This window comes from Haloquadratum walsbyi J07HQW2, assembly GCF_000415985.1.
Taxonomy (GTDB): domain Archaea; phylum Halobacteriota; class Halobacteria; order Halobacteriales; family Haloferacaceae; genus Haloquadratum; species Haloquadratum walsbyi_B.
In genome coordinates this window covers 1,901,080-1,926,347 of record NZ_KE356561.1, presented here as the reverse complement: position 1 = coordinate 1,926,347, position 25,268 = coordinate 1,901,080, and the positions used below count along the sequence as shown (strand labels likewise).

Annotated in this window: 25 protein-coding genes; 8 read left to right on the top strand and 17 right to left on the bottom strand. The window is 47.0% G+C overall.

The features are described 5' to 3' along the window. Positions 1-219: 219 nt before the first annotated feature. The 10 genes from J07HQW2_RS08980 to hemB all read right to left on the bottom strand — a co-directional run bounded on the left by J07HQW2_RS08980 (position 220) and on the right by hemB (position 10,928). The gene (locus J07HQW2_RS08980) at positions 220-1,518 is read right to left on the bottom strand and encodes an O-acetylhomoserine aminocarboxypropyltransferase/cysteine synthase family protein (RefSeq protein ID WP_021055144.1); all 1,299 of its coding nucleotides are present in this window, start codon (positions 1,516-1,518) and stop codon (positions 220-222) included. A gap of 222 nt (positions 1,519-1,740) precedes the next feature. Next, positions 1,741-2,160 carry a hypothetical protein gene (locus tag J07HQW2_RS08975; protein ID WP_021055143.1) on the bottom strand — a complete coding sequence of 140 codons (420 nt, stop codon included), beginning with the start codon at positions 2,158-2,160 and terminating at the stop codon, positions 1,741-1,743. A 78-nt stretch (positions 2,161-2,238) separates the two neighbouring features. Beyond that, positions 2,239-3,087, bottom strand: a complete 849-nt coding sequence (locus J07HQW2_RS08970; RefSeq protein WP_021055142.1) for a uroporphyrinogen-III synthase — start codon at positions 3,085-3,087, stop codon at positions 2,239-2,241. Beyond that, positions 3,087-3,902, bottom strand: coding sequence for a uroporphyrinogen-III C-methyltransferase (cobA, locus tag J07HQW2_RS08965; RefSeq protein WP_021055141.1), 816 nt, complete (start codon positions 3,900-3,902; stop codon positions 3,087-3,089). The genes J07HQW2_RS08970 and cobA overlap by 1 nt, the downstream gene beginning before the upstream one ends. A gap of 18 nt (positions 3,903-3,920) precedes the next feature. Next, positions 3,921-5,087 carry a hydroxymethylbilane synthase gene (hemC, locus tag J07HQW2_RS08960; protein WP_021055140.1) on the bottom strand — a complete coding sequence of 389 codons (1,167 nt, stop codon included), beginning with the start codon at positions 5,085-5,087 and terminating at the stop codon, positions 3,921-3,923. Between the two features lie 258 nt (positions 5,088-5,345). Beyond that, positions 5,346-5,789 carry a hypothetical protein gene (locus tag J07HQW2_RS08955; protein ID WP_021055139.1) on the bottom strand — a complete coding sequence of 148 codons (444 nt, stop codon included), beginning with the start codon at positions 5,787-5,789 and terminating at the stop codon, positions 5,346-5,348. 251 nt (positions 5,790-6,040) lie between these two features. Beyond that, complete coding sequence (locus tag J07HQW2_RS08950) at positions 6,041-7,381, bottom strand: glutamate-1-semialdehyde 2,1-aminomutase (RefSeq protein ID WP_021055138.1); 1,341 nt, start codon at positions 7,379-7,381, stop codon at positions 6,041-6,043. A gap of 506 nt (positions 7,382-7,887) precedes the next feature. Next, a complete protein-coding gene (locus J07HQW2_RS08945) occupies positions 7,888-8,250 on the bottom strand; it encodes a nitrogen regulatory protein GlnK1 (RefSeq protein ID WP_021055137.1) in 363 nt (120 codons plus the stop codon). Beyond that, positions 8,247-9,650, bottom strand: a complete 1,404-nt coding sequence (locus J07HQW2_RS08940) for an ammonium transporter (protein ID WP_021055136.1) — start codon at positions 9,648-9,650, stop codon at positions 8,247-8,249. The genes J07HQW2_RS08945 and J07HQW2_RS08940 overlap by 4 nt, the downstream gene beginning before the upstream one ends. A gap of 297 nt (positions 9,651-9,947) precedes the next feature. Then, positions 9,948-10,928 carry a porphobilinogen synthase gene (gene hemB / locus J07HQW2_RS08935; protein ID WP_048075584.1) on the bottom strand — a complete coding sequence of 327 codons (981 nt, stop codon included), beginning with the start codon at positions 10,926-10,928 and terminating at the stop codon, positions 9,948-9,950. Between the two features lie 153 nt (positions 10,929-11,081). On the opposite strand from hemB, the gene J07HQW2_RS08930 reads away from it, so the two are divergent. Further along, positions 11,082-11,600 carry a DedA family protein gene (locus J07HQW2_RS08930; protein ID WP_021055134.1) on the top strand — a complete coding sequence of 173 codons (519 nt, stop codon included), beginning with the start codon at positions 11,082-11,084 and terminating at the stop codon, positions 11,598-11,600. A 239-nt stretch (positions 11,601-11,839) separates the two neighbouring features. Here J07HQW2_RS08930 and J07HQW2_RS18225 read toward each other — a convergent pair whose 3' ends face one another. Next, the gene (locus tag J07HQW2_RS18225; protein ID WP_021055133.1) at positions 11,840-12,004 is read right to left on the bottom strand and encodes a DUF6757 family protein; all 165 of its coding nucleotides are present in this window, start codon (positions 12,002-12,004) and stop codon (positions 11,840-11,842) included. A 177-nt stretch (positions 12,005-12,181) separates the two neighbouring features. After that, positions 12,182-13,003, bottom strand: a complete 822-nt coding sequence (locus tag J07HQW2_RS08925; protein WP_021055132.1) for a PHP domain-containing protein — start codon at positions 13,001-13,003, stop codon at positions 12,182-12,184. 138 nt (positions 13,004-13,141) lie between these two features. Between J07HQW2_RS08925 and J07HQW2_RS08920 the strand changes: the two genes are divergently transcribed. Next, entirely contained in the window at positions 13,142-13,426 is a 285-nt protein-coding gene (locus J07HQW2_RS08920) for a DUF5789 family protein (protein WP_021055131.1), read from the top strand. A gap of 111 nt (positions 13,427-13,537) precedes the next feature. Here J07HQW2_RS08920 and J07HQW2_RS08915 read toward each other — a convergent pair whose 3' ends face one another. Next, on the bottom strand, positions 13,538-14,530 hold the full coding sequence (locus J07HQW2_RS08915) for a DUF5784 family protein (RefSeq protein ID WP_021055130.1): 993 nt from the start codon (positions 14,528-14,530) through the stop codon (positions 13,538-13,540). 175 nt (positions 14,531-14,705) lie between these two features. Next, the gene (locus J07HQW2_RS08910) at positions 14,706-15,455 is read right to left on the bottom strand and encodes a DUF7530 family protein (protein WP_021055129.1); all 750 of its coding nucleotides are present in this window, start codon (positions 15,453-15,455) and stop codon (positions 14,706-14,708) included. Positions 15,456-15,820: 365 nt separating this feature from the next. Between J07HQW2_RS08910 and J07HQW2_RS08905 the strand changes: the two genes are divergently transcribed. The 3 genes from J07HQW2_RS08905 to J07HQW2_RS18220 all read left to right on the top strand — a co-directional run bounded on the left by J07HQW2_RS08905 (position 15,821) and on the right by J07HQW2_RS18220 (position 18,701). Next, positions 15,821-16,024: a DUF7561 family protein gene (locus tag J07HQW2_RS08905; RefSeq protein WP_021055128.1), complete on the top strand. Its 204-nt coding sequence runs from the start codon at positions 15,821-15,823 to the stop codon at positions 16,022-16,024. A gap of 58 nt (positions 16,025-16,082) precedes the next feature. After that, entirely contained in the window at positions 16,083-17,885 is a 1,803-nt protein-coding gene (locus J07HQW2_RS08900; protein ID WP_048075583.1) for an ATP-dependent DNA helicase, read from the top strand. Between the two features lie 639 nt (positions 17,886-18,524). Continuing rightward, positions 18,525-18,701: a DUF7317 family protein gene (locus J07HQW2_RS18220; protein ID WP_021055126.1), complete on the top strand. Its 177-nt coding sequence runs from the start codon at positions 18,525-18,527 to the stop codon at positions 18,699-18,701. A gap of 100 nt (positions 18,702-18,801) precedes the next feature. Here J07HQW2_RS18220 and J07HQW2_RS08895 read toward each other — a convergent pair whose 3' ends face one another. Further along, the gene (locus J07HQW2_RS08895) at positions 18,802-19,947 is read right to left on the bottom strand and encodes a 60S ribosomal export protein NMD3 (RefSeq protein WP_021055125.1); all 1,146 of its coding nucleotides are present in this window, start codon (positions 19,945-19,947) and stop codon (positions 18,802-18,804) included. A 169-nt stretch (positions 19,948-20,116) separates the two neighbouring features. Here J07HQW2_RS08895 and htpX point away from each other — a divergent pair, with 169 nt between their 5' ends. The 3 genes from htpX (at position 20,117) to radA (ending at position 23,047) form a co-directional block, all read left to right on the top strand. Next, the gene (gene htpX, locus J07HQW2_RS08890) at positions 20,117-20,986 is read left to right on the top strand and encodes a zinc metalloprotease HtpX (protein WP_021055124.1); all 870 of its coding nucleotides are present in this window, start codon (positions 20,117-20,119) and stop codon (positions 20,984-20,986) included. A gap of 26 nt (positions 20,987-21,012) precedes the next feature. Continuing rightward, on the top strand, positions 21,013-21,618 hold the full coding sequence (locus tag J07HQW2_RS08885) for a PspA-associated protein PspAB (RefSeq protein WP_021055123.1): 606 nt from the start codon (positions 21,013-21,015) through the stop codon (positions 21,616-21,618). A 397-nt stretch (positions 21,619-22,015) separates the two neighbouring features. Next, the gene (gene radA / locus J07HQW2_RS08880) at positions 22,016-23,047 is read left to right on the top strand and encodes a DNA repair and recombination protein RadA (RefSeq protein ID WP_021055122.1); all 1,032 of its coding nucleotides are present in this window, start codon (positions 22,016-22,018) and stop codon (positions 23,045-23,047) included. Between the two features lie 305 nt (positions 23,048-23,352). On the opposite strand, the gene sufU is transcribed toward radA, so the two are convergent. Further along, positions 23,353-23,769 carry a Fe-S cluster assembly sulfur transfer protein SufU gene (gene sufU, locus J07HQW2_RS08875; RefSeq protein ID WP_021055121.1) on the bottom strand — a complete coding sequence of 139 codons (417 nt, stop codon included), beginning with the start codon at positions 23,767-23,769 and terminating at the stop codon, positions 23,353-23,355. Between the two features lie 142 nt (positions 23,770-23,911). After that, entirely contained in the window at positions 23,912-25,195 is a 1,284-nt protein-coding gene (locus tag J07HQW2_RS08870) for an aminotransferase class V-fold PLP-dependent enzyme (RefSeq protein ID WP_021055120.1), read from the bottom strand. Positions 25,196-25,268: the final 73 nt, after the last annotated feature.

Genomic DNA, 25,268 nt, shown 5'->3' with positions numbered 1-25,268 from the left:
GTCATTGTTCAAATTAATATAACATACTCTCTCTCCTGAAGCTACCGATACAGTATATAAATCAAATTATGATCATGGCTTCTATTTCGCCCTACAAGTGTTGCCTCACTTCATATTCGGTTTGATATTATCCATTGAAACCACGCCAGCAAACAGAAATCTGTTTTTTACTCTCGTGCATACCTAGATACAGACCCTGATGTAATCAGTTATTGATATCTATGCTGTTGCGGTGTCGATTGCCTGTGATAGATCAGCAATAATATCATCGACATTTTCAATTCCAACAGAGAGCCGAACCATATCAGATGTTACTCCAGCAGCTTCCTGTTCAGATTCAGTTAATTGCTGATGTGTCGTTGATGCAGGATGGATCACGAGTGTCTTTGCATCGCCAACATTCGCCAGTAGTGACGCGAGTTCAACGTTATTCACAGTATCCCTTGCAGCCTCATATCCAGCGTCAAGTCCAAATGTAATCATTCCGCCATACCCACCCTCAAGATATGATGTTGCTTCTGAATGTGTCTCGTGGTCTGTGAGACCTGGATAATTGACCCATGCGATTGCCTCATGTGAGTCAAGGAATTCTGCAACAGCCATTGCATTTGTACAGTGCTGTTCCATCCGCATTGGTAGTGACTCTAATTTCTCAAGTGTATTCCATGCGTCAAATGGTGACTGTGCACTCCCAAGATCTCGAAGTCCTCGGGCAATGGCGGCGTATGTTAATGCAGCATCACCGAATCGTTCCGCAAAATTAACCCCGTGATATGCAGGATTTGATGCTCCGATCTCGGGGTATTTCTCTGGATACTCGCCCCACGGGAACGACCCACCGTCGATGAGGACACCGCCGACCGTTGTCCCTGCCCCATGTATCCATTTCGTTGTTGAATCCCATACGAGATCAGCACCATGCTCGATTGGGCGACAAAGTGCCGGTGTCGCAAATGTATTATCTACGAATAATGGTGTATCGTGTTCATGAGCAATATCAGCAATTCGCTCAATATCTGGCGTCACAAGCGCTGGATTCCCGATGGTCTCGATGTGCACATATGCTGTATCATCATCAATTGCCTCAGCATACTCATCATACGCAAGCGTGTCGACAAATCGGGCTGAAACACCACGTCGCTCAACGGTGTGTGTAAAGTATGTATATGTCCCACCGTACAGCGATGATGCGGTTACAATATTATCCCCAGCCGATGCAAGAAGAAATGTCGCAAGATCAAGTGCAGCCATTCCTGATGCGGTCGCGGCCGCACCAATCCCACTTTCTAATGACGCCAGTCGCTCCTGTAGTGTTGCGACTGTTGGATTCATCAATCGCGAGTAAATGTATCCCTCTTTTTCTAGTGCAAACTGCTTTGCAGCATCATCGGCGTCATCGAAAACGTATGAGGTAGTCTGATACAATGGTGGTGCTCGAGCACCTGTCGTTGGGTCAGGCTCCTGTCCAGCGTGTAATGTCCGTGTTTCAAATCCAGGTTCTGATTCGTTATCTGACATACATTAATAATTATCCACCGAGCATCTATTTATGTTGGCGTATGCAATTACCGCCACTATCTCTCATAGCCGTCACAAATCATCGAATATACTCTCTGAAATGATTTTGACCTGCTCCGACGTATCTTGTATTCGTTTAGATAAAAATAAAATAGATTATGACGTCGGAACTACCTCTCATAGCCACTTGCTGTATATCATCTCAAATCGAATGGGACCCTCTCAGCTATTACCCTGAACCCAGAAATCGTTGAGTGACGTCCCAGTAAGCATAGTAGCGAGTCCAATCACACCGAGTGATATCAGTGCACGTGGTGGTGGAAGTGTCACTGACGCCATTGGATAAAATACGATTCCAATTAATGAGACAATACAGATACCTGTCCCTGCAGAGACGACTATTGCCCGCCCTCGTCCAATCAATAATGACACTCCCGCGATTGCTAACATTCCACCAACAGTAATCTCGATTGCAGTTACGATATCTCCACTGCCCCACTCAAGAACCCTCATAATGGCTGCTATAACCCCTCCACCAGCTGAGATACCTGCAAAATCAATTGAAGCCGCGAGCATCGTTCCGCCAACAGTGACGCTTACAATGCCGGTTATGAGATTCACAGACCGATACAGACTATTCATACGCCGGGATCAATGATATCCGTCTCAGTGCCCACACCGCATATACTCAAAATAGATCTGAGATACTGGAATCCAAACTTACTCATCATGACTCTCGACAGACCCCTGTTGTGTATTTGTTATTTCACTCGCCTCATCGATATTTGATGATAACTGCGTATTTTGAAGTTCATCAACCACAGCCTCAACGAGATACTCAAACGTTGCATCTGCTGGAGTTACGTCAACGTTGATCCCATGTGCTTCAGCTGCCTCTCGAGTAGGCTCGCCGATTGTCCCGACAATAGCGTGATTGAGACCCGCAATCGCCTCTTTACGAAGTTCCCTGTTTTCAGCAGCCTCAAGAAAATGCTCAACTGTCAGTGATGAAGTAAAACAAACTGCATCCAACTCACCGCCAGCAGTCATTACCGCTGATTGTCCGGTTCCAGTAGGTCGCACAAGACGATACAAAACCGTCTCAGTAACATCTGCCCCGGCTGCGTTTAATCCGTTAATAAGTGTCTCACTTCCATGATCGCTTCGTGCGATAATAACTGACCGATTTGCCACTTGCTCCGTAAGTGCGTCAACGAGCCCCTGTGAAGAGTACTCTGCTGGGACCAGATCAACTGTCCATCCAACATCGCGGGCTGCGGCTGCGGTCTGTGGTCCAATACACGCTAATGTTGATCCAGTAGGACTCCACCCAGCATCTGCGAGAATCTCAATTCCAGTCTTACTTGTCAATACAACGAATGGTGATGAATCTGATACAGCATCTAACTCGGGGATTGTACCGGTCGGCTCAACCGATAACATCGGGTCAGGAACAGCCGTGATTCCATATTCCTCTAATAATTCAACCGCAGCGACCATGCGTTCATCATCCGGCCGAAACACGCCGACCCGTGGGGTTCGTCTCCAGTCTATCTTATCATCTGACATTATATATCCTCATTAGTATCGAGTTCGCTGCGATTGTGCTGTGTCTGTTCTAGCCAGTGAGATACGTGTTCGCGTGTCGCGGCAACCTCACCGATGATCGTGATCGCCGGCGGTTCAATCTCAGCTTCATCACGCACATCGACTGCTGTGTCAAGCGTCCCTACTGCCACTTGCATCGACGGACGTGTTGCCCGTTCAATAACTGCAATTGGTGTTTCAGGATCCATTCCAGCGTCTTGTAATTCGGCAGTATATGCCGGGAGTTTTCCAACACCCATCAATACAACAATTGTTCCGCCAGTCGCCGCAAGTGCTTCCCAGTCGATAGCAGACCCCTCTTTTGTTGGATCTTCATGACCGGTAACGAACGAGACCGATGATGCATGTTCACGATGTGTCACCGGAATCCCAGCCACTCCCGGACCGCCAATAGCAGATGTGATGCCTGGAACAGTTTCAAATGGAACACCTGCAGCAGCAAGATGCTCCATCTCCTCACCCCCTCGACCAAAGACAAAGGGGTCACCGCCTTTCAGCCGTACGACGGTCTTCCCAGCCTCTGCAAGTTCGACTAATCTATCGTTTGTATACTCCTGTGACGTTCGTTCACCACCAGCACGCTTACCAACATCTTCACGCTTTGATTCAGGAATTGATTCGATAATGGCTGGTCCGGGGAGTTTATCATGCAATATGATATCTGCGGTTTCAAGTAGCTGCTTTGCTTTTACTGTCAGTAACGACGGATCCCCCGGACCGCTCCCAACAAGATAGACAACACCGGTGTCAGTATCGGTATTAGCATTATTGCTCATACTCACTTACTCTCCTGTTTATTCATCGCTCTCATCCTCATCGTCAGTTTCATTCGCAACCCGTGCGGCAGCAATCAGTTCATCAGCACCGCGACCTGCGAGTTTGTTAGCGAACTGGACAGCTGCATCTGCGTGATTATCGACGGGGAGGTTACGACTTCCACTAACGGTTTCAGTGCCATCGCCAGATAGAATCCGTGCGGATACATGCACATACTCACCCTGTAATGTTGCATGAACACCAATCGGTGCAATGCATCCACCACCTAATTCAGCCAGCACCGTCCGTTCGACAGTCGTCTCGACACGTGTCCGTGGATGGTCAACCGCTTCTCGAATCTGTGCTGTTGCATCTGTCTCTCCTTGCGTTGTGATAGCAATTGCACCCTGCCCTGGCGCTGGGACAAACGTTGCTGTGTCAAGTCGGTCGTATTCGATATGATGCATAAGCCCTGATCGCTGTAATCCAGCTTCCGCAAGAACGATCGCATCATATTCCGTTTCAACTGAGCGCTCAAGCGCCCGCCGTTCGATCTCAGAAAGCCCATTGAACCACTCCTCAATTGACCGTTCGAACTCAGGAAGGTCTTCGTCTTCATCCTCATTTCCCCCGTCAGCACTCTCATTATCGGTCATCTCATCCTGTTCAGCTTCGATACGCTGTTCATGTTCTGTCTGTAACGATGGCGCAAGCAGCTTTTCAACGCGTGTGTCAACATTCCCCCGTAGTGGCTCAACAGTAATGTCTCCACGTTGGGCAAGTAACTGTGCTTGCCGACGAAGTGATGAGGTTCCAATAACAGCCCCAGCCGGCAGTTCAGACAATGTCTGTCCATCAGCCGTGAGTAACAGATCACCTGGTGGTGCGCGTTGCGGGATACCAGCAACAACGAGTTCATCTGGGCTGTCCGTTGGCATATCCTTCATCGAGTGAACTGCAGCATCAGCCTCAGCTGCGGAATCAAGAACTTCTTTATCAAGTGAACGAACGAACGCACCTGTCTTGCCGAGTTGATGTATCAGTTCATCTTGAATTTGATCACCGCGCGTTTCGACTTCAATGAGGTCAACCTCATAGCGCTCATCCATGAGCGCCTCTTGAACGCTCGTCGCCTGTTTGAGCGCGAGATCAGACCCCCGTGTCGCGAGTGTTAATGTCCCGCGAGTGCGACTACGAGTGGTCATTTTCTATGCAATAATCTTCGGTCACGGGTGAAAAAGACACCACTTCAACACACTGCTGGATCGGTAGATGACAACGGTGGATGCATCAGAATAACTGAATTTAGGTCTGTCTGCTTGTTCACTCACACAAAAAATCTAGTAGAGTCTCAAAATCGTTTCCAAAACTCGCTACGATAACTCAGGCGCTCAATGCTACTTACAGAGACCGGAGAATAAGGATTAGAGATTATCGGTTGCATGATCCACAGCCAAACGAAATTATGGCGTTCCAACGACGTTGTGTCGACGATATAGATAGTATAGGGCAACAGCGATACTCAGCGTGAATACACTGCCAATGACTGTTCCAAGAGCAGCAATCCCCCAGATGCGAGAGTCAGGCGTCCACTGATATTGTGACTCGGAAATGGCTCGTGAATCAATATATATTGCGACTGGAAACATGACGGTCATAATCACACCACTCAGACCGACGACTGGAATCAGAATGATCCAACTTCCGACGACTGCGAATTCGATATCGATTGCGACTCCAGTCAGAACAGTTATAAAAAATATAATAAGACCAACTGCAGCGACTACGACGTACAGCGGTACTGCAGCAATCCAATACCACCATCGTGAACTAACCTCTGCGTGTGGGAGCAATCCAGCGAGTGGGTCAGTATCATTACTCGCATTACGAGGCGGTGAATCAGACATGCTCAAAACTCCGGCGGATTCGTATAAAAGCCCGACTGCATGATGCAGCTATCGAAACAGGACAGATCACCACTGTGGATATTTTTATGTATCTAATCTAAGCTCATCAGTCTAAGAATTAATCCACAAAACTGTATTATCATACCACGGTGTATCATACCCGATACTCTCCCGCGACTGAAGACGCGGGTATTCTCCTTGTATTCTATAATATTAATCGCGCAACAGGTGTGATGATATCACCCAGCTACTCATAACGCTGATTTATATGCCTCTAATGTTCGATCAATATCCTCATCGGTGTGTGAGTACGAAACAAACTGCGATTCGAACTGATTCGCTGTAAGGAAAATATTATGCTCGCGCATTTCCTGCCAGAAAATCCGCTCCCACCGTTCGGTCTCAGCACTAGCAACATCCGCTCCCGTTTTTGGACATTCATCATACCGCATACATGACTCTCGCTGTTCACACCCAGCAGAACAGACGTCTCCATCATCTGTTGTCGAACCTTCTCTCGCAAATATGGTTTTGAACATCGAGTCCATCCCAACAACGATTGCTGATGGTGACTGATCTGTTGCGATCTCGGTAATACCCTGTCGGAGCCGCTCCCCAAGTCGGTTGACATGATCATAGACGTTATTCTCGGCAGCATATTTCAACGATTCATATCCAGCTGCCATCGTTACCGGATGTCCTGAGAATGTTCCTGACTGGAATACATCTCCAGATGGAGTGAAATGCTCAATAATATCTGCACGCCCACCGATCGCGCCGACGGGGAATCCACCACCGATAATCTTTCCAAAGGTCGTCACATCTGGCGTCACGCCAAACTTCGATTGTGCACATCCCAGCCCGCCAACACGGAAGCCGGTAATTACCTCATCAAAAATCAAGAGTGAGTCATAGTCGTCTGTGAGCGACCGAAGGTGTTCGAGATATCCATCGACCGGACGGACAATCCCATTATTCGCAAGAACTGGTTCGGTAAGCACGGCAGCAATGTCGTCACCATGCTTCTCAAATACGCTTGTGATCGCTTCTGGATCATTAAATGGAACTGGGAGTGTATGCTCGGCGAACGAACTCGGGATTCCTGGCGTACTTGGTTCGACATCCATTGGGTCACCCTCGACAAGCGTGGACTCTTGAGCACCATGGTAGCCGCCCTTCATTACCACAATCTTATTCCGACCAGTATACCCACGAGCAAGTCGAACAGCTGAGACGGTTGCTTCTGTTCCTGAATTAACGAATCGTATCATCTCGACAGACGGTACATGTCGAGCAACAAACTCAGCGTGTTCAACTTCAATTGGTGTTGGGGCACCATACATTGGTCCTTCAGACGTATATGACTGAATTGCCGCATGAACTGGATCCGGGAGGTCATGACCGTACAGCAGAGGTCCATACCCCATCACATAATCAAGATAGCGGGTTCCATCGGCGTCGATAACCGTTGCTCCGTCACCGCGCTCAACAAAAAATGGATATGGCTGTGTTGCCCGTACAGATGAATTAACGCCACCGGGCATCACTGATAATGCCCGGTCATATAATGCCCGAGACTCCTTGTCAGTCATATAAATCTGTTTGGCTGTACGCGCAAAAATCTTCACTGTTTAAGACTGTTTTTTTAGAGATAGTACACAGCATCCACGCTGAAGTGGTCATGAGATGAATAAAAAGAATATCTGAAGTTTAAGACGTACAATGGTGTACTTTATGCTATTGTTGAACGTTACGAAGCGATTCGTCTTGAGATAAACTAAAATGATTCTGAGTGTTTGAACAATTTGGATTAAAATCAAAATACCGGCTGATTGGTATCATTAATCGCTCTCCGGCAGATCCTAACCACAGATATAACTGGTAACTGCAAGTCATCAACTCTTAGCTCCAGCGTCTTCAAATATGGATTGACACCAATCATGTGACGACTCGACATAGTGCTAAAAAATACTAATACACTCGATAAAAATGCTCACTTATTGTCGTTCAATTTAGTACTATTATTCGTTCCACAAGAGGAAAGTAAACGACGATTACCCTCTGTTCTTTATATTACCCGTATGAACAAGTCTAGGACTTAGACCGCGTCTGGACCTGTTTTGCCGGTTCGAATCTGTGTTGCTGCTTCAACAGGAAGCACAAACACCTTTCCATCACCTGGCTCACCGGTATGTGCACCCGATTCAATCGCATCGACCACGTCTTCAGCAGGGATATCAGAAACTACACACTCGATTTTGACCTTTTCATGAAGATCAACCGTGTACTCCTCACCACGATATTGACTTGTTTTTGCTGGCTGTGACCCACGACCAGAGACATTTGTCACAGTCAGTGATGGAGCACCAGTTTCGGCGAGTGCCTTCTTTACATCTGTCAGTTTATCTGGTCGGACATACCCCATTACCAACTTGATTTCGCCTGTAGTGTCACTACTCATTTTTGTTCACCATATCTGAATCTGAATCTGAATCTAATCTCATCGCCACCGTCAGTCTCTACCCCAGATCCATCAGTCGCAACACCCTCGCGACGTTCACTTGGGACGAATTCTGGGTAAGCCGAAATACCATGTTCGCTTCTGTCGAGTCCCTGTTCCTCGCTCTCTTCTGAGACACGAAGTCCAAAGAGCACATCTGCGATTCCAAAGACCACCATTGTCGCCAACACTGTCCAGGTTCCGATGACCAACACACCGACAACCTGCATAATTAGCTGGTTGACACCAAGGAATGTATAACCTCCAGCGGCTGTCACACCAAAGACAGGAATCAATATAGTGCCGATAGCACCGGCACTTCCGTGAACCACGAACACGCCACAGACATCATCGATCCCGAGTGAGTCAACAACCCATCGGAAGGTTGGAAGCACCAATGCACCAGCAATCAGACCGAGCAGGAGACCACCCCACCACGTAACATGTGGTACTGCGCCGGTGACGGCTACAAGACCCGCAAGTAGACCGTTAGCTGCCCAGAGTGGATCAGGCTTCCCTTGCCAGCTTGCAGAGACAATCATCGCTGCAACTGCACCTCCACCCATTCCAAGGGTGGTATTCAATACGACTTGTCCGAGTGCGCCGCCGTTGAAACTTAATGCGCCGTCAGCAGCAGCGAGGACCGTTGCCTGTGTACCAACATTAAATCCGTACCAACCGAATGCTAGGAATAGCGTTCCAAGTACGGCTAAGAGCATCGAGTGACCAGGGATCGGTTGTGAATTACCGCTTGCGTCAAATCGAGTCTTACGTGGTCCAACCATCTTTGCCCCTACGAGACCAGCAAGTCCGCCGACCATATGGACAACAGTCGCACCGGCAAAGTCAAGATATCCAACACCGAGTGCAAGTCCGATGAATCCATCTGCTGACAACAAGCCACCAGCCCAGGTAAGCCCTGTAACGACTGGATAGATGACTGAAGTCATCGCTGCAGCAACGAAAACATAAGCAGTGAATTTCATCCGACCGGCGACCGCGCCAGAGACGATTGTTGCAGCCGTCATCGCAAAGACGGCACCAAAGAACCATCCAATGTACGATGATGGATCATTGATGTATGCGAATGCACTTCCAAGATCAAGTGCTGCACCAGGAGCCGTTAACATTCCAACAATCGAACTTACTCCAGCACCGATAATGAAAAACACAAGAACGCCAAGCGTCCAATCGGTCATATTTTTCATCAAGACATTACCGACGTTCTTTGCTCGAACTTGCCCGGCTTCTAACAGCGCAAACCCAGGCTGCATAAAGAAAATCAAGAAACAGACGACGAGAATCCATACATTGTTGACGCCACTCGCAATCGCTCCTGCATCAATCTGTAGTGGGATCATTTCTCACCTGCCATGTGAAACGCACATTTGTTTACCAATACGTCGTAATAGCAATGATTTGCACTGTATGTCACAACAGATAGTCTGGTAACAGAACCTTATAAACCCTACAGTTTAAAACATAATATAATCTAATGTCGTAGTTTACGAATGCTCAATTTAGGAAGAAATATAACGTATATAAGGACATAATCCATCCAGAAATACAGAGAATATAAACGAAAATATGGACATACGTTTTGATAATTTTTTATCATATACACTCGCATGCGCTAGCGCGCAACCATCTATTAGAGTTCAGAGTTGATCTGCAAGTGTTTCAGCGAAATACGTAATAATCAAATCAGCCCCCGCCCGTTTCATGGCAATGAGTGATTCAAGAGCCGTTGTCTCTAGATCAACCCAACCACGGTCAGCAGCAGCGTGAATCATCGAATATTCCCCAGATACGTTGTATGCTGCGACTGGTCGATCAAACGTTGAGGATACGGTATTAACAATATCAAGATATGCAAGTGCTGGTTTGACCATTAACACATCAGCACCCGCCTCAACATCAAGTTGGACCTCTCGCTTCGCTTCCTGGCTATTTGCTGGGTCCATTTGATAATGCCGCCGGTCGCCGAATGACGGTGCCCCATCAGCCGCATCACGAAATGGACCATAGAATGCACTTTCATACTTTGCAGCATACGACATGATTGGAATATCTGTATTTCCTGTTTCATCCAATTCAGTTCGAATCGCGGTGATCATGCCATCGGTCATTGAACTTGGCGCTACCATTTCCGCTCCTGCCTCGGCATGTGAAACGGCTGTCTTTGCCAATAAATCGAGTGTTGGGTCATTTTTGACTGTCAGTGTCGGATCAGTCGCTGCATCAGATTCGACAACTCCACAGTGACCGTGTGTCGTATACTCACATAAACAGATATCAGTAATGACGTATGCATCTGTCTCAGCCGTTATGCGATGCACAGCCTGTTGAACAACGCCATCATCAGCCCATGCACGTGACCCACGTTCATCTTTCTCACTTGGGATTCCAAACACTATGACTGCTTCAACACCGGTTTCACGGATCTCTTCGACGCGTGTCACTGCCTCCTCAATTGGAACGCGTTCGTGCCCTGGCATCGATTCGATTGGAATTCGTTTCGACGTCGTTGCATCGACAAATACGGGTGCAACAAGATCTTGAGCAGTTACGTTGGTCTCACTGACGAGTGATCGAATCCCGTCTCGGCGCAGTCTGCGCGGGCGGTCAGTCAATTCGATATTCATAATTTATATTCGATCCGAAGTAAAAAAGCCGCATCGCTCTCAGTGCCAGAAAAATACCTTTGAGTACACTCAGATAATTATCACATAAGACAGTTTGTCCTAATTAGAACGAAACGAGTTTGTGGCTCTCAATCATAATGTGAATCAATGTTAGTACTCCCGCTGCAACTTGAGTCAATGCCTCCGCAACTGGTGGCACTTCTTGAGTCAGAGTGGGCTTATATCGCCCTACTCGCTGTATTCGTGCTTGAGGGGGCAATGTTGATGTACTTCATGCCAAGTGAGTTCATCGTCCCTGGATCATTATTATTGCTCGGTGACGATGCTGTTATCCCTATTATTGGGGTTGCAGTCGTGGGTGCGACAATTGGTCAATATACATTATTTAAACTTGCACAGCGGGGCGGCCGTGAGTATCTCCTCCAGAAATCGTGGTTTCGGATCGGGGAGTCCAAAATTGAGCGATTCGACGGATGGTTTGACCGCTGGGGTCCGCTTGTTGTTCCAGTCAGCAATGCATTACTATTTACTCGTGGAATGCTTACTGTACCCGCAGGATTTGCTGAAATGAATGATCGACAATTTATTACACTGTCTGCGGCTGGAACTGTCACCTTTGAGTGCGCTCTTGCTGGATTATTCCTTATTTCAGGTCGCATACTGTAACAATCCGAAAATGACTCTTTACAAGATTCAATACTACTAGTACATGCATACGATAGTCGATCCTGTATTTTAACCGTTTATTCAAAATTTGCTGTTACTCAATATGAGATGTCACTCCTGTCTTCTGATGTAATGAGAAATTACAGATATCCGCCGCAGGAAATGATATCAGTTGTGACGGTTCACCATCAGCATACTTCAGTATATGCGTAGTACTGTTGGTCCCGGTTTTGATAGTATTACTCGGTTCGATCGATATCAATCTGCTCTCGAAGGGCAGCTAGTTCCTCGGAATCTGCGAGTTCTTCAACGCGTTGTCGGAAGTGCCGCTCGCAGAGACCGAGCTTGATTCCATCCTTCTCAGCGGCATATGCCGCCTCTTGGTCGCAATAATGGCACTTCATTACTATTTGTATATTAACTTCCCTTACGATTTAAGCCTACTGTCGAGAAGTCAAGTAATGAAATTTCACTTATCATTTTAAGACTGAACCATGCCATCAATGAGCAAGTGTATTAATACCACTCAACTGAGATATTCTGATCATAGTATAAATAATATGATAATAGATCGGTCTCATTCAATTATATGATATCTGTGTTGCAAACGGCTCGAATGCGGTTGGTGGCGGTCCGGTGACACCGATAGTTCGGTCATGAGCATCCGACCCACCAATAAGAAGCAAATCATTGTCTGCTGCAATATCTTCAATATCTGCTGGGTCAGCGTGGTCAGCATTCTGATTACCATATGCATAATACCGCTCGACAGCGTCTAGTTTCTTTGCATACTCAAGTGCTGCATCCGGGTCCGGGTATCGAAATGGATGTGCAAGCCCAACGACTGCACATGCATCGGAAAGCACTGCAGCTCCTGTCTCGAATGATGGAATATCTCGCTGGATATAGCAAGGGTCACCTGATCCAATTACCTCACCGAACGCATCGGAATAATCATATGCTGCGTCGCTTTCATGTATCGCCCGTGCAATGTCAGGGCGACCCAATCCCTCACGAATATCGATATCGAGGGTGACATCAAGATATGATTCGACAGCATCAATCATTGCTGCACCGCGTTCTTTTCGATTTTGCTGAATTGAGTTTGTGAGTTCCATGAGCGAATCTGTTTGTCTCACAGCATACCCAAGCAGGTCTAATCGCTGATCACTCGTACTGACCCGGAGTTCAATTCCACGGATAATCGTCACAGAATCATGGGTTGACACAGGGGCAGTAAGTTCAGGATGAACTCGATCGTGGTCAGTGACGGCAATGGTATCGACGTCTGCTTTGTGTGCAACCTTCGGGAGCTCTTCAACCGTTAAAATCCCATCTGAAGCGGTTGTATGTATATGGAGATCCGCAGATGGAGTGGTCGTCTCAACGCTGTCAGTTGTCATGCAGACGATAGATGCGGACGTATAATATCCTTTCTGCCACGTGTCGTTGATTACATTAATGATAATTAAGGTCTCTATAGAATCTATAGTTTATCATTGAAAACCATTAAAAACTCTCAGTGAAATAACTCGATCATAATGAGACTGAATCATACTAATGAGTTAATTGACGGACACAAGTTCCCAGCAACGACCGAAGATCTTGTCGAGGCATATGGTGAGGAAACGATTGAACTTCCAAATGGCACTGCGAAACTTGGCGAAGTGTTGACTCGTGCTGGATCAGAGACATATACCTGTCCAAGTGACGCACAATCAGCACTTCTCTGTGGGCTTGGGCACGAGGCTGTTGGTCGTCGATATTACAGTGATCGCGATGCGTATGCGACCGGCGAAGACGGACCACAGCAAGTGTCGTTCTAGTCTGGATGAAAACTATTTGAGTATTTATCAAGAGCGGCTTTGCATTTTCACTTTCTTATTTGATGTGACATCAGAATCATTCAGAGAGATATCCGTATACTAAATCACTTATCAAATCTCTGATAATTCAAGCGGAACTTCTCCGTTCATATATCCTGAGACGTGACCTGATGGTCGGATCCGATAGACTACGGCTGGTTGATGATGGACAGATGGCTTCTCTGCAATGATCCGTTTCCACTCATCATCCGGAAATGATGAACAATCAACAAACAATACGATATCTCCACCATGAGCTTTCAATTGACCTCTTGACTTTGTTTGCGCTGTATCTCGTACCGCTGCAATCGGCGTACCTGCCGTTCGTTTTGCTGTTGGCGTTGGTCTCGTTACTTCAACAAGGGTTGCTGTTTCATCATCTTCTGCGCGATAATCAATTGCATGCCCTGTCGATACAGTTATCTCGGGCTCGATATCGTATCCAGCATTATCCAGTAGATATGCAACATTGAACTCTCCCATTGCTGCAGTCATCCGGATTAAATCAAGATATTCGGATGTTCCCAGCTTTCCAGCCATCACTTCCCGCCATTGATCAAGCACACGTGTCCGGACAACCGCCTCATAAAACTCCAAGACATCCTCATACGATGCGTCAGGAAATCCCGCTGCATGGTCTTTGAAAAAAGTCCGCGTTGTCTCACGACCATCCTTCGAGAGGAACACTGGTAGAAAAAACCATGAAAGATGTGGATACGATTCGAGCCACGGACTTTCGGCGTGCAGCTGCGCAGTTAACTCTCGGGTTGCCCATCGCGAGATAGCATCATCAACGGCGTCAAATCCATATTTGTCAGTTCGCCAGAGTGCTTTTGGTGTCTCCGTGTTCCCAAGCCAGTAAGCTTCTGTATCATTCCATGCGAATAGTGCCATATCACCGTTGTCCATCTCAAATCGGGTACCTGTGTATGTTGGTGGTGATTTAAACCATGGTTGACGTCGTGTTGCCCCAAGATTCTGATCAAGATCACGATAGAGTTTCTCCTCTACCTGGCTTTGACTCCATTCCCAAGGGGCGTATCGAAAGCGAAGCGGACGGGCCACAATTACAATATTAGGTGGATGCAATTATTCATATCGCCTATTCTGTCATCATATGTGATTATCTGCCGCTATCTACCGTCATTTCTCGGCGTTGTTCCACATCAGCTTGATAAAAAAGAGTCATACTGTATTCAAATATCGACATTTTTGATATCATAAGATCGAGTATACAGTCTCAGGTATTTCCTTGCGCTGTTGGTACGTCTATTTCATCAATCGTCACCAGTGCAGCGAGGGATACACCAATAACAGCAAGCACGTGACCTCCAACTGCGATGAGCAACACCGGTCGGTCGATCACAAACGGAACCATGGCAACCTGCACTAATCCAAATCCAGCATTGAGTGCATCAAGACGTCGCAATTTACTGGCAGTCTCGGGGTCAAACTCATATCGCCATGATCGCCAGAGGGCAACAACAGCAGCCCACCACGACGTTCCAATCCGGTAACAAAGGTCCCAAAGAATCAGAAGAGTGAGGTATACGACAAGAATCGGCGGATTCTCTCCAAGAAAAGACTCGATAATCGTCATACCGACTCCTCGCGGATCAAATACGAACAGATGTGTCACGAGCGCAACAAACGCTAATACGCCAAGGACAACCTCGATACTCGATCCAAATAAGAACTGACGGTATGATTGTGGAAGATCAAGATCACGTGTCCCACGACCCAGTCGCTGCATTGCACCACTGCCAACAGCTGCCTCAAAAACTGCCACAGTCCCTGGTAGAATCGCTGATTCAATGCCGTATCCAATCGATAACACAATTACCGCAACTTCAAATAACACGAGTTGTAGTGCAATCGCCTCACCATCGGACAGTTCAATCCCTGGCAACGCCCCAATGATGCTTTCATATACCCATGTATCACCATATGGTCCCGATTCTGTCCCTGCATGAGCACTTGACCGAGCCATCAGCGTGCTGCCCGGTCGTCAGTAATCTGTATGATTCGTTCCCACTCTGTGTGACTCAATGCTTCGCACTGTCCTGATTGAGTGCTTGAGCGATTATAGTTATAGCTCCGACAACATATCCGATGTGGAAATACGGGTATAGACCGGGTAGCGCGTGGACATGATTCAGAATTTACTGAACACAGTGGTGAGTAATATCTGCATGTCCACGCCCCCACACACGCAGTTTGCTCGGCACGAATGTGTGTATATGCCGCGATCGGCGGGCAAGGGTGCATATTATACGCTTCACTCCCACCCTGTTAATGATTCTTGATTCGGACTCTCACCGGAGGCTGTTTATTGATTGCATCAATAACCATACCATGGCAACTCAGTCGTGTGAGACGTGTGGGCGACCTGTCCGTATTGCCGGTGGGATTGGCGATCTTTGGTCATTCGAGACTGATCCAACCGGTGGGATGACAATCGTGCTTGATGATGGTGGTGAATTCTTTCTGTGTCATGACTGTATCGAACAACTCCCAAGTGATCGAGTCGTCACGAGCGATGACGTCAATGCACTGTGATTAATTTGGATTAGTGATTGTTTAGAAGACTTTTATATACTAACAACAGAGAATGTCCGTGGACCCGGATCGGATTCCCGAATCATTTCCAGCCCCCTCGTTCCGTGGTATGCAAGCGGAAGCAGTCAACGATATTCGCGATTCTTTCGACGCGGGAAACAACGTTGTTCTTGTTCGTGCACCGACAGGCAGTGGTAAGTCACTTCTTGCACGAGCAATCGCCGGTAGTGCACGCAGAGCCGCTGACGCTGAACCTTCTGATGCAATTAATGCATACTACACTACCCCACAGGTATCACAGCTTGACGACGTTGCTGCTGATCCATTATTAGATGATTTGAATATCATCCGAGGCAAATCAAATTATACCTGTATTTTGAATGGTGAGACAGAGACTCCTGTCAATCGTGCCCCGTGCGCTCGCGAACAAGGATATGACTGCTCGGTTCAACACCGCTGTCCATACTTCTCTGACCGGGCAATCGCTTCGAATCGTCGAATCGCTGCAATGACTCTTGCATACTTTATGCAGACAGCAGGCTCAAACGTTTTTGGACGGCGCGATGTTGTTGTTATTGATGAAGCACATGGATTAGCTGAGTGGGCAGAAATGTATGCAACTGTCAATCTGCAGGCTAATACCGTTCCAATCTGGGATGAGCTAACTGTCCCCGATCTTACAGCCGAATCAGACCCAGTTGACCGGACGATTCGCTTCGCTGAAACACTTACTGATGCATGTGAGCGTTCCATTGAGCCGCTGACTAATCGTGATGAACTCACTCCGGGCGAGGCTGCTCGTCGTGATCGATTGCAAGAAATCCGTTCAGAATTACGGTGGTTTATTACCGATGCTCGCGACCCACATAGCACAACAACATGGGTTATTGATCAGAATTATGATGACGACAGTAACAACAACGAGATTGCAATCAAACCACTTGATCCTGCTCGATATCTTTCCCACACCGTCTGGGACCGTGGGAATCAGTTTGCACTGTTGTCCGCGACGATTCTGAATAAAAAGTCATTCTGCCGTGGTGTCGGACTTGACCCCGCTGAGGTTGCACTTGTTGATGTTGATCATACATTCCCCGTTGCAAATCGACCGCTGTATGATGTGACTTGTGGCAAAATGACATATGATGAACGCGATGAGACGCTTCCAGCGGTCACTCGTATGCTCGTGCGGCTAATGGCAGCACACCCAGATGAAAAGGGGCTCATCCATTGTCATTCATATGCAATCCAATCCTCACTCCGCCGTCGTCTCGCAGAGTTAGGGGTCGAATCACGAATCCGAACACACGATAACACCAATCGTGATGAATCACTCCAAGCATGGCTCAATACTGACAGTCCGGATGTGTTCCTCTCTGTGACGATGGAGGAAGCATTGGATTTACAGGGCGAGCTTTGTCGCTGGCAGGTGATATGCAAAGCGCCATATCTTAATACGACTGATTCACGCGTGAGTCGCCGACTTTCGGATGGAAAATGGTCGTGGTACCGACGCGTAGCACTTCGGACGGTTATCCAGGCATGTGGTCGTATTGTTCGTGCACCAGACGATCACGGCAGCACCTATCTTGCTGATTCGTCACTGTTGAAGTTATTTAATAATACACAAAATGACATGCCAGCGTGGTTCCGTGATCAAGTCGATCGTCTCTCAACACCGACACTACCTTCATTTGAGGAAGCAACCACTACCGTAGGGCGTGCATCTACGACAGAATCTCAATCATCGTCGACACCCCGATCAAATGATTACTCGGATAAATCAAACTCAAATCACGACACTGACTCTGAGAGCCACCGTTCCACTCACCCACTGAGTGACGTTTGGGGAGAAGAGTAATTCCTCTGTTCAGCTTCTTTGCTACGTTTGTGTTTATTAAGTTTTGATAAAGAAGACTACTCTTCTCTACGATCACAGCACCAGCGCTGCCCCGTATGCGACTGAGGAGCCGACCATTAATATAACCAATAACAATGCAAGTACTTGTTGTCGATTCATATCATATAACAATATAATGTGCAACGGTCTTGAGGATGACTAATGTGAGAATGCTCACTACGTTGTCTTTAGACATCACCTCAATGAATGACAGGGAATGAAATCCAGATGTACGATTTCAATGATCACAAGCCGGGCAGCACCGGCAGAAATGTAACATCCAATAGAAACGATCTCTCAAACTCGCATTATTGTACCTATTGCACGCAGTACAGATACCATATATAGTATGCAGGCGTCGTAACTTCGGCTTTCTGGCAATCAATATGAAATGAGCAAAGAGAGGCTGACAACCTCCGAGATGAACTAAAATCAAAATCTTATGATACATCATATGACGGTTTAATAACTATGTGAATGTGGGACAAAGTAGAACTATTACACTTGTTTGTCGAGTTTTTACTTGATTTGACTACCTAATGATAACCTTTCTCACGAAACAATTAATATACGTCAAGTTATAGCCGTAGATGAGTCGAAATGTACACATATAGGCTACAAACGGCATTGACGCTATATCGAAGTGGAACATTGAGTTTATCAGAAGCAGCTTCCCACGCAGGCCGGTCACGAGAGACGTTCATTACCACCCTCCAGCGGCATGGAATTCCCATCAGAGAGCATATTGATCTTCCACAACAGCACCATGCTGGCTGATTGATATTGCGTCCAAGTTTAATAATAAATACCCAAGTTTAGACTCTAGAACCCTAATATCGGATAACCCTCACCGTATTGATCAAAAATCCACACGCAGCTACTGAGGACTCACTGATTGACCCTCATCAGTGGCTCCCATCATCGACATTGGAAGCACATACAATCCCTCACGGCTTTTGATGACTGGAACGGTCGTTGCATCAGCATCAACGTATGATGGTCGTGCAACTGTCTTTGATTCGTACGTCTCTGGATCAAGCACCTGCATCGCGTATGCGTCCTCAAATGCGACCACCGTTGTTTCATCTGCATCATCAACTGTTCCGATATACTCTGCATCTGGTGCGATACCTTCCTCAAATGATGCCTCATATGTATCGCCCGTTGTTGCCCGGACACCCTTAAGATTCCCTTGTACACTTCGAACAACAACCGGACCGTCCTCATCAACAGGATCAATCACATCTCCGGGGGTAAATTCCGGCAGTCGAACCGCATATGTTACCCGATACACCTCATTTCCATCTCCGTCCTCGGTCACAAGTGTTGGATACTCTGAGACATTCCCCCCGAGTTCACGGACAATCTGTGCTGCAACACCACTGCCTAGCTGATTGGTCGATATTTTGATATTCGTTCCATCATCTGTCGTTGTTATTTCTGAAATGAATGCATCTCGGTCGCCAGTCGCCTCACGGTCTGCAATGTATGATTCAGCAATTTCGACCCCACGCTGTTGCTCTGTCGTTGTCGGTGTTCGACCACGTGCACGTATCTGTACAATACTTGCATAATATCCACCAGCGATCCGTCCACATCGCTCACAAGTCTGTCGGGAGATACGCACTGGAACTGTAATCTGCTCTTGTTGGTGTGTCCCGCGAACAATCCCAGTAAATGTACAATGCATCCGAATGGTATTTTTATCAACCTGTTCGGGTTCAATCCCCCACTGGACCTCTTCAGCAGAAAGGTGGACGCCAAGTGATTCGGTGACTCGATCAATCGCAACGTCAGTGTAATCATCCGCATCAACATCGACCCACTGCTTTCCTTCTTTAATCGCACCACATCTTGCACATACTTCTACCTCAAGTCGTTCAGGTGCATCTACCAGATCAAAGTCCGCAAAATAACAATCATTACAGACGACGGCATCACGCTCATGTGGGGCACCCGGATGTGATGCTGACTGTTCGGAGATAAGATCGCCACATTGCGGACAGAATTCTCCAGAACTCATTAACTGTATATACTCTATCAACGCGGTTAATGATTATTAGTCTCCATAGGGTATTGTGAGTGTCAGTGACCGATTTGATAACTCATATACTCAGCGGGTATCTACAAATATATGCAAAGACGATACGTGTCTGCGACACCGTTTATTATGTTCAACACGTACCATAGATATGGACTGGAAAACAGACTGGGGACTACGTGGCAGAATGGCTCTAACGATGTTCCTTCTGTTCGCCCTATACTTGGTCTTTGTTGGGGCGTTATGGTGGTCGCGGTCTCTTGTCTTCCTCCCGCTAATGGGGGTCTTTGTGCTTGCACAGCTCTTCTTTAGCGATCGGCTTGCACTTTACAGTATGGGAGCTTCGAAAGTCTCTGAGGATGAATATCCTGAACTTCACACGGCGATTAATCGACTCAGCCAACAGGCTGACCTTCCGAAACCAGATATCGCAGTTGCTGACTCACAGGTTCCAAATGCGTTCGCAACTGGGCGTTCAAAAGACAGTGCAACGATTGCTGTGACGACTGGACTACTACGTTCGCTTAATCAAGATGAATTATCAGGGGTTCTTGCACACGAGCTTGCTCATATAAAGAACCGTGACGTCATGATAATGACAATTGCCTCATTCCTTTCGACAGTTGCATTCATGATTGTTCGAATGGGCTTTTGGTTCGGTGGTGGTCACGAGCGAGAAGGTGGTAGTCAAGTTCTCATTGCTATTGTTGCATCGCTTGTTGTTTGGGTTGTCTCATACTTCCTTATCCGTGCACTCTCTCGGTACCGTGAATATGCTGCTGACAGAGGCGGAGCAATTATTTCAGGGCAACCATCAGCTCTCGCCTCAGCGTTACTGAAGATTGACGGTCGGATGGAAAATGTTCCACGGGAAGATCTTCGTGAACAGTCAGAAATGAATGCATTCTTTATTGTTCCGGTCAAGAGCGATCTTATTGGACGGCTATTTAGCACTCATCCCTCGACCGAGCAACGTGTCGAGCGTCTTCGTGAACTCGAACGTGAGCTAGAAACACAATGATGACACACGTAGATACTAAATAACAGATGGGTTTGTTCGATACGATACGATCTGTTTTTGGAACGAATGCAGCTGCAGATGCAACCCGCGATGCTGACCCTGAAGATCTCTTTGGCATGAGCACTGCGTATATGACGATGGGTGCAGATCTTGGCTTCGACTCTGTCGGCGCAGCTGCACTATGCTTTTCAGGTGTTGATAGCACTGACTTCGCTGATACTGTCGATGATGTTGAAGCTATTCTCCGTGCTGGCGGTGAAGAGACGGGAACAAGCTTTGACCTTCACGAAGACAGCCATGGATGGGAGTGGGTCATTCTTCAGGATAATAACCCAGAGGATCTTGTGACAAGCATCCATTTCGCAGCTGATGAATTCATTGAACGTGGATATGGGTCACGATTACTCGCGGCTGTATTTGGATTTGAAGATGCTGGCGAACGTGCATACTGGATCTACTCATTCCGCCGTGGCGCGTATTACCCATTTGCACCGCGGTCTGGGAATAACCGTGATCAACAGCTTGAGTTCAAACTTCAGTCAGTCCTCACTGGTGAACTTACTATTGAAGATGATGAGTCATACTGGTATCCGATGTGGCCTGATGCCCGTGGTGGTCATCCGTGGCAGTAAGCTCCGGTAAGCAGGGGAACTGATCAAATCATTTTACGATTACATATTGATTGACACAGAGAATAGGGATCCAGCGTTACCCTGTGTATTGAATGTTTTTTTGAGGGCTCAGCATAATTGAGTCGTATCACAGGTGAGGTAAGCACGCTCGTTTGATTGGGTCGGAATAGGATCAGCAAAACACATACGCTCGCAACTGAGATAATTAAGTAATTACATTATTATAAGAAAATTTACCCATGAGTGGTAGAGAAGTCAAAAAAGCCGACTTATTTCAGATTTTCTCGTTGTAATAATATTCTGTATCTATACTGCACATGGATCAATCTGCGAAGTTTTACTTTCACTACGGTGTTAACGAGGCTTTATGTGGCAGTGGATTTTATGATTGTCTACAATGCCAGAGGATGAACTCGAAGATCTTCCAGGAGTTGGACCAGCGACTTCAGATAAACTCGTTGATGCTGGGTTTGAGAGCTATCAGGCGATTGCAGTTGCTAGTCCAGCTGAGATGTCAAACACCGCTGATGTTGGTGAATCGACTGCCTCTGATATCATCAACGCTGCCCGGGATGCTGCGGATGTTGGTGGATTTGAGACGGGAGCAGCTGTTCTGCAACGTCGTGAAGAGATTGGAAAACTCTCATGGAAAATACCCGAAGTAGATGAGCTACTTGGCGGTGGCATCGAGACACAGTCGATTACGGAGGTGTACGGCGAATTCGGTGCTGGTAAATCACAGGTTACCCATCAAATGGCAGTTAATGTGCAACTACCACCTGAGCACGGTGGTCTCGGTGGGGCAGCAATCTTTGTTGACTCCGAAGACACGTTTCGACCGGAACGTATCGATGATATGCTCCGTGGGCTTGATGATGAGCTTATTACAGATCTACTTGAGCGTCGTGAAATAGAGGGAACTCCGGGCGATGATGAGACGATGAAAGCGCTATTAGATAGTTTCTTGGATCATATACACGTTGCAAAAGCGTTCAATTCGAACCATCAGATCCTCTTAGCTGAGAAAGCGAAGGAACTCGCTCGCGACAATCAAGAGACTGACTTTCCTGTTCGACTCCTTTGTGTTGATTCATTAACAGCACATTTCCGCGCAGAGTATGTTGGTCGTGGCTCACTCGCTGAGCGACAACAGAAACTGAATAAACATCTTCATGATCTCATGCGAATTGGCGATCTGTACAATACTGCTGTCCTTGTGACGAACCAGGTTGCCTCGAACCCTGATTCATACTTTGGTGACCCAACGCAGCCAATCGGTGGGAATATTCTTGGACATACCTCAACGTTCCGTATGTATCTTCGAAAATCAAAGAATGACAAACGAATCGTGAGGCTCGTTGATGCACCAAATCTTGCTGATGGTGAAGCCGTAATGCGTGTCAAAGACGCTGGATTGAAGCCTGAATAGCATTGATTGGACCGTAATATAACAGATATCTCAGCTCGAGGATCCCAAAATAACTTTTCTTAAATAAGAACATAATGCGAATGCCAGATGACCGTTTTTCAGATGAAGGGATACTGTTCAGAAACTTCTGAAGAGATGCTCAACCTTCGCTCAGCGGTAAGCAAGAGATAATACCGAGTATATCAACAATATTTAATAACCGTACTGACTTGTACGATATGTTTTCGTTTCCGTCGGTGCCCGCTGAGGAAGGAATTTTAAGATCTTAATTAAAATAAAGGTAGTTACGCAGGACAGAGTACTTTTTATTCGACTGTTGTCGCTTCAAGAGTTATCTCACCATCATGTATTGCCGCTCCGTCTTGTGCAACCTGCCGTGCAAGCACTGCACATTTGATCCGCATTGGTGAAATATCAACACCAAGCATTTCAGTTACGTCATCAGTGTCAAGCTCGTCAAGCTCCTCTAGGGTCATTCCTTGTAGATGTTGTGAGAGCATTGATGCTGATGCCTGACTGATTGCACATCCGTCTCCAGTAAAACTCACATATTTGATTGTCTCATTATCATCTTTTAATTGCACGTCCACAGTGATGGTATCGCCACAAGAAGGATTCTCGCCGGTATGTGAGAAGTCTGGATCAGACATCTCACCCTTGTTTCGAGGGTTCTTGTAGTGATCGAGAATCTGCTGGCGATACATATCTGATCCTAGTCCCATAGTTGTTGTATTTACGGTTGTGTACCGCAAAAACGTTCCGCTGGTCAATGATCATTCTACGTAATAATTGCAGAAAGTAATCAAATTGTATCGCGTTATGAGTGGAGCGCTTGATTATTCTCGGATGTTTAGACAATGCCCATCAAGCGAATAGCTCTCGCGCAGCATCAACCGCAGTGACAAGTTCGTCGATTTCTTCGCGTGTATTATATATATAGAACGATGCTCGCGTTGAAGCTGGCACACCAATCTTGTCATGAAGTGGTTGTGTGCAGTGATCCCCGGCTCTGATTGCAACCCCATACTCATTGAGGATGCTCGAAAGGTCGTGTGCATGCACTCCTTCAAGATTGAATGCAACAAGTCCACCACGATCGCCACCCGGTGGACCGTATGTTTCGACGTCATCAAATGCAGACAGTCGATCATAGGCGTACTTAGCAAGCAACTCTTCGTGTGCTTGGACGGTCTCCATCCCGATATCTTCAAGATAATCGATTGCAGCATGGAGCCCAATTGCTTGCGCAATAACCGGTGTTCCAGCCTCAAACTTCCAGGGGAGATCTTCCCATGTCGAGTCTTCATATGTGACCCGTCTGATCATCTCTCCGCCATAAAGATATGGCTCCATAGATTCGAGTATCTCCTGTTTACCATAGAGAACCCCAATACCGGTTGGCCCAAGCATCTTGTGCCCGGAGAATGCAAAGAAGTCCGTATCCATCGCATCGACGTCAACCGGTCGCGTTGGCGCCGACTGTGCGCCGTCGACAAAGATATATCCACCATGATCATGTGTGAGATCTGCTAATTCTTCGACCGGTGTTACTGTCCCGAGAGTATTCGAAATATGCACGACAGACACCATTGCTACTGAGTCATCGATCAACTCACGTGCATGCTCCATATCAAGATACCCATCTTCATCAACGCGGATGTACTCAACAGTTGCACCCGTTCGCTTTGCAATTTGTTGCCAGGTGACGAGCGATGCATGGTGTTCCATCTCGGAGAGTACAACAGTGTCCCCAGGTTCTAATTCTGAAAGTCCCCACGCGTAGGCAACAAGATTCATCGACTCCGTAGTGTTCTTTGTGAAGATGATCTCCTCACGTCCATCAGCACCGATGAATTCGGCTACACGATCATGTGCGACCTCGTATGCAACCGAGGCTTCTTGACTTAGGTGATGAATTCCTCGATGAACATTTGAGTTATACTGATAATAGTATTCTGTGAGCGCCTCAACAACTTCCGTTGGCGTCTGACTCGTCGCTGCATTATCAAGATAGACGAGTGGGTCGGTGTCATCAGGGCTTGGACCTGGTGTCTCGATATCTCCTCCAACAGTTCGGTCGAGAATCGGAAAGTCCCCACGGACACTCGCAATATCAATTGGATATGCTTTCTGTTCTTGAGTTCCCATTACAACTTATAGGGACTCTAGGATGAACATCCCTTCGGTCTTAGTGCTGAAAAGATGATATGTTTGCGGCGAC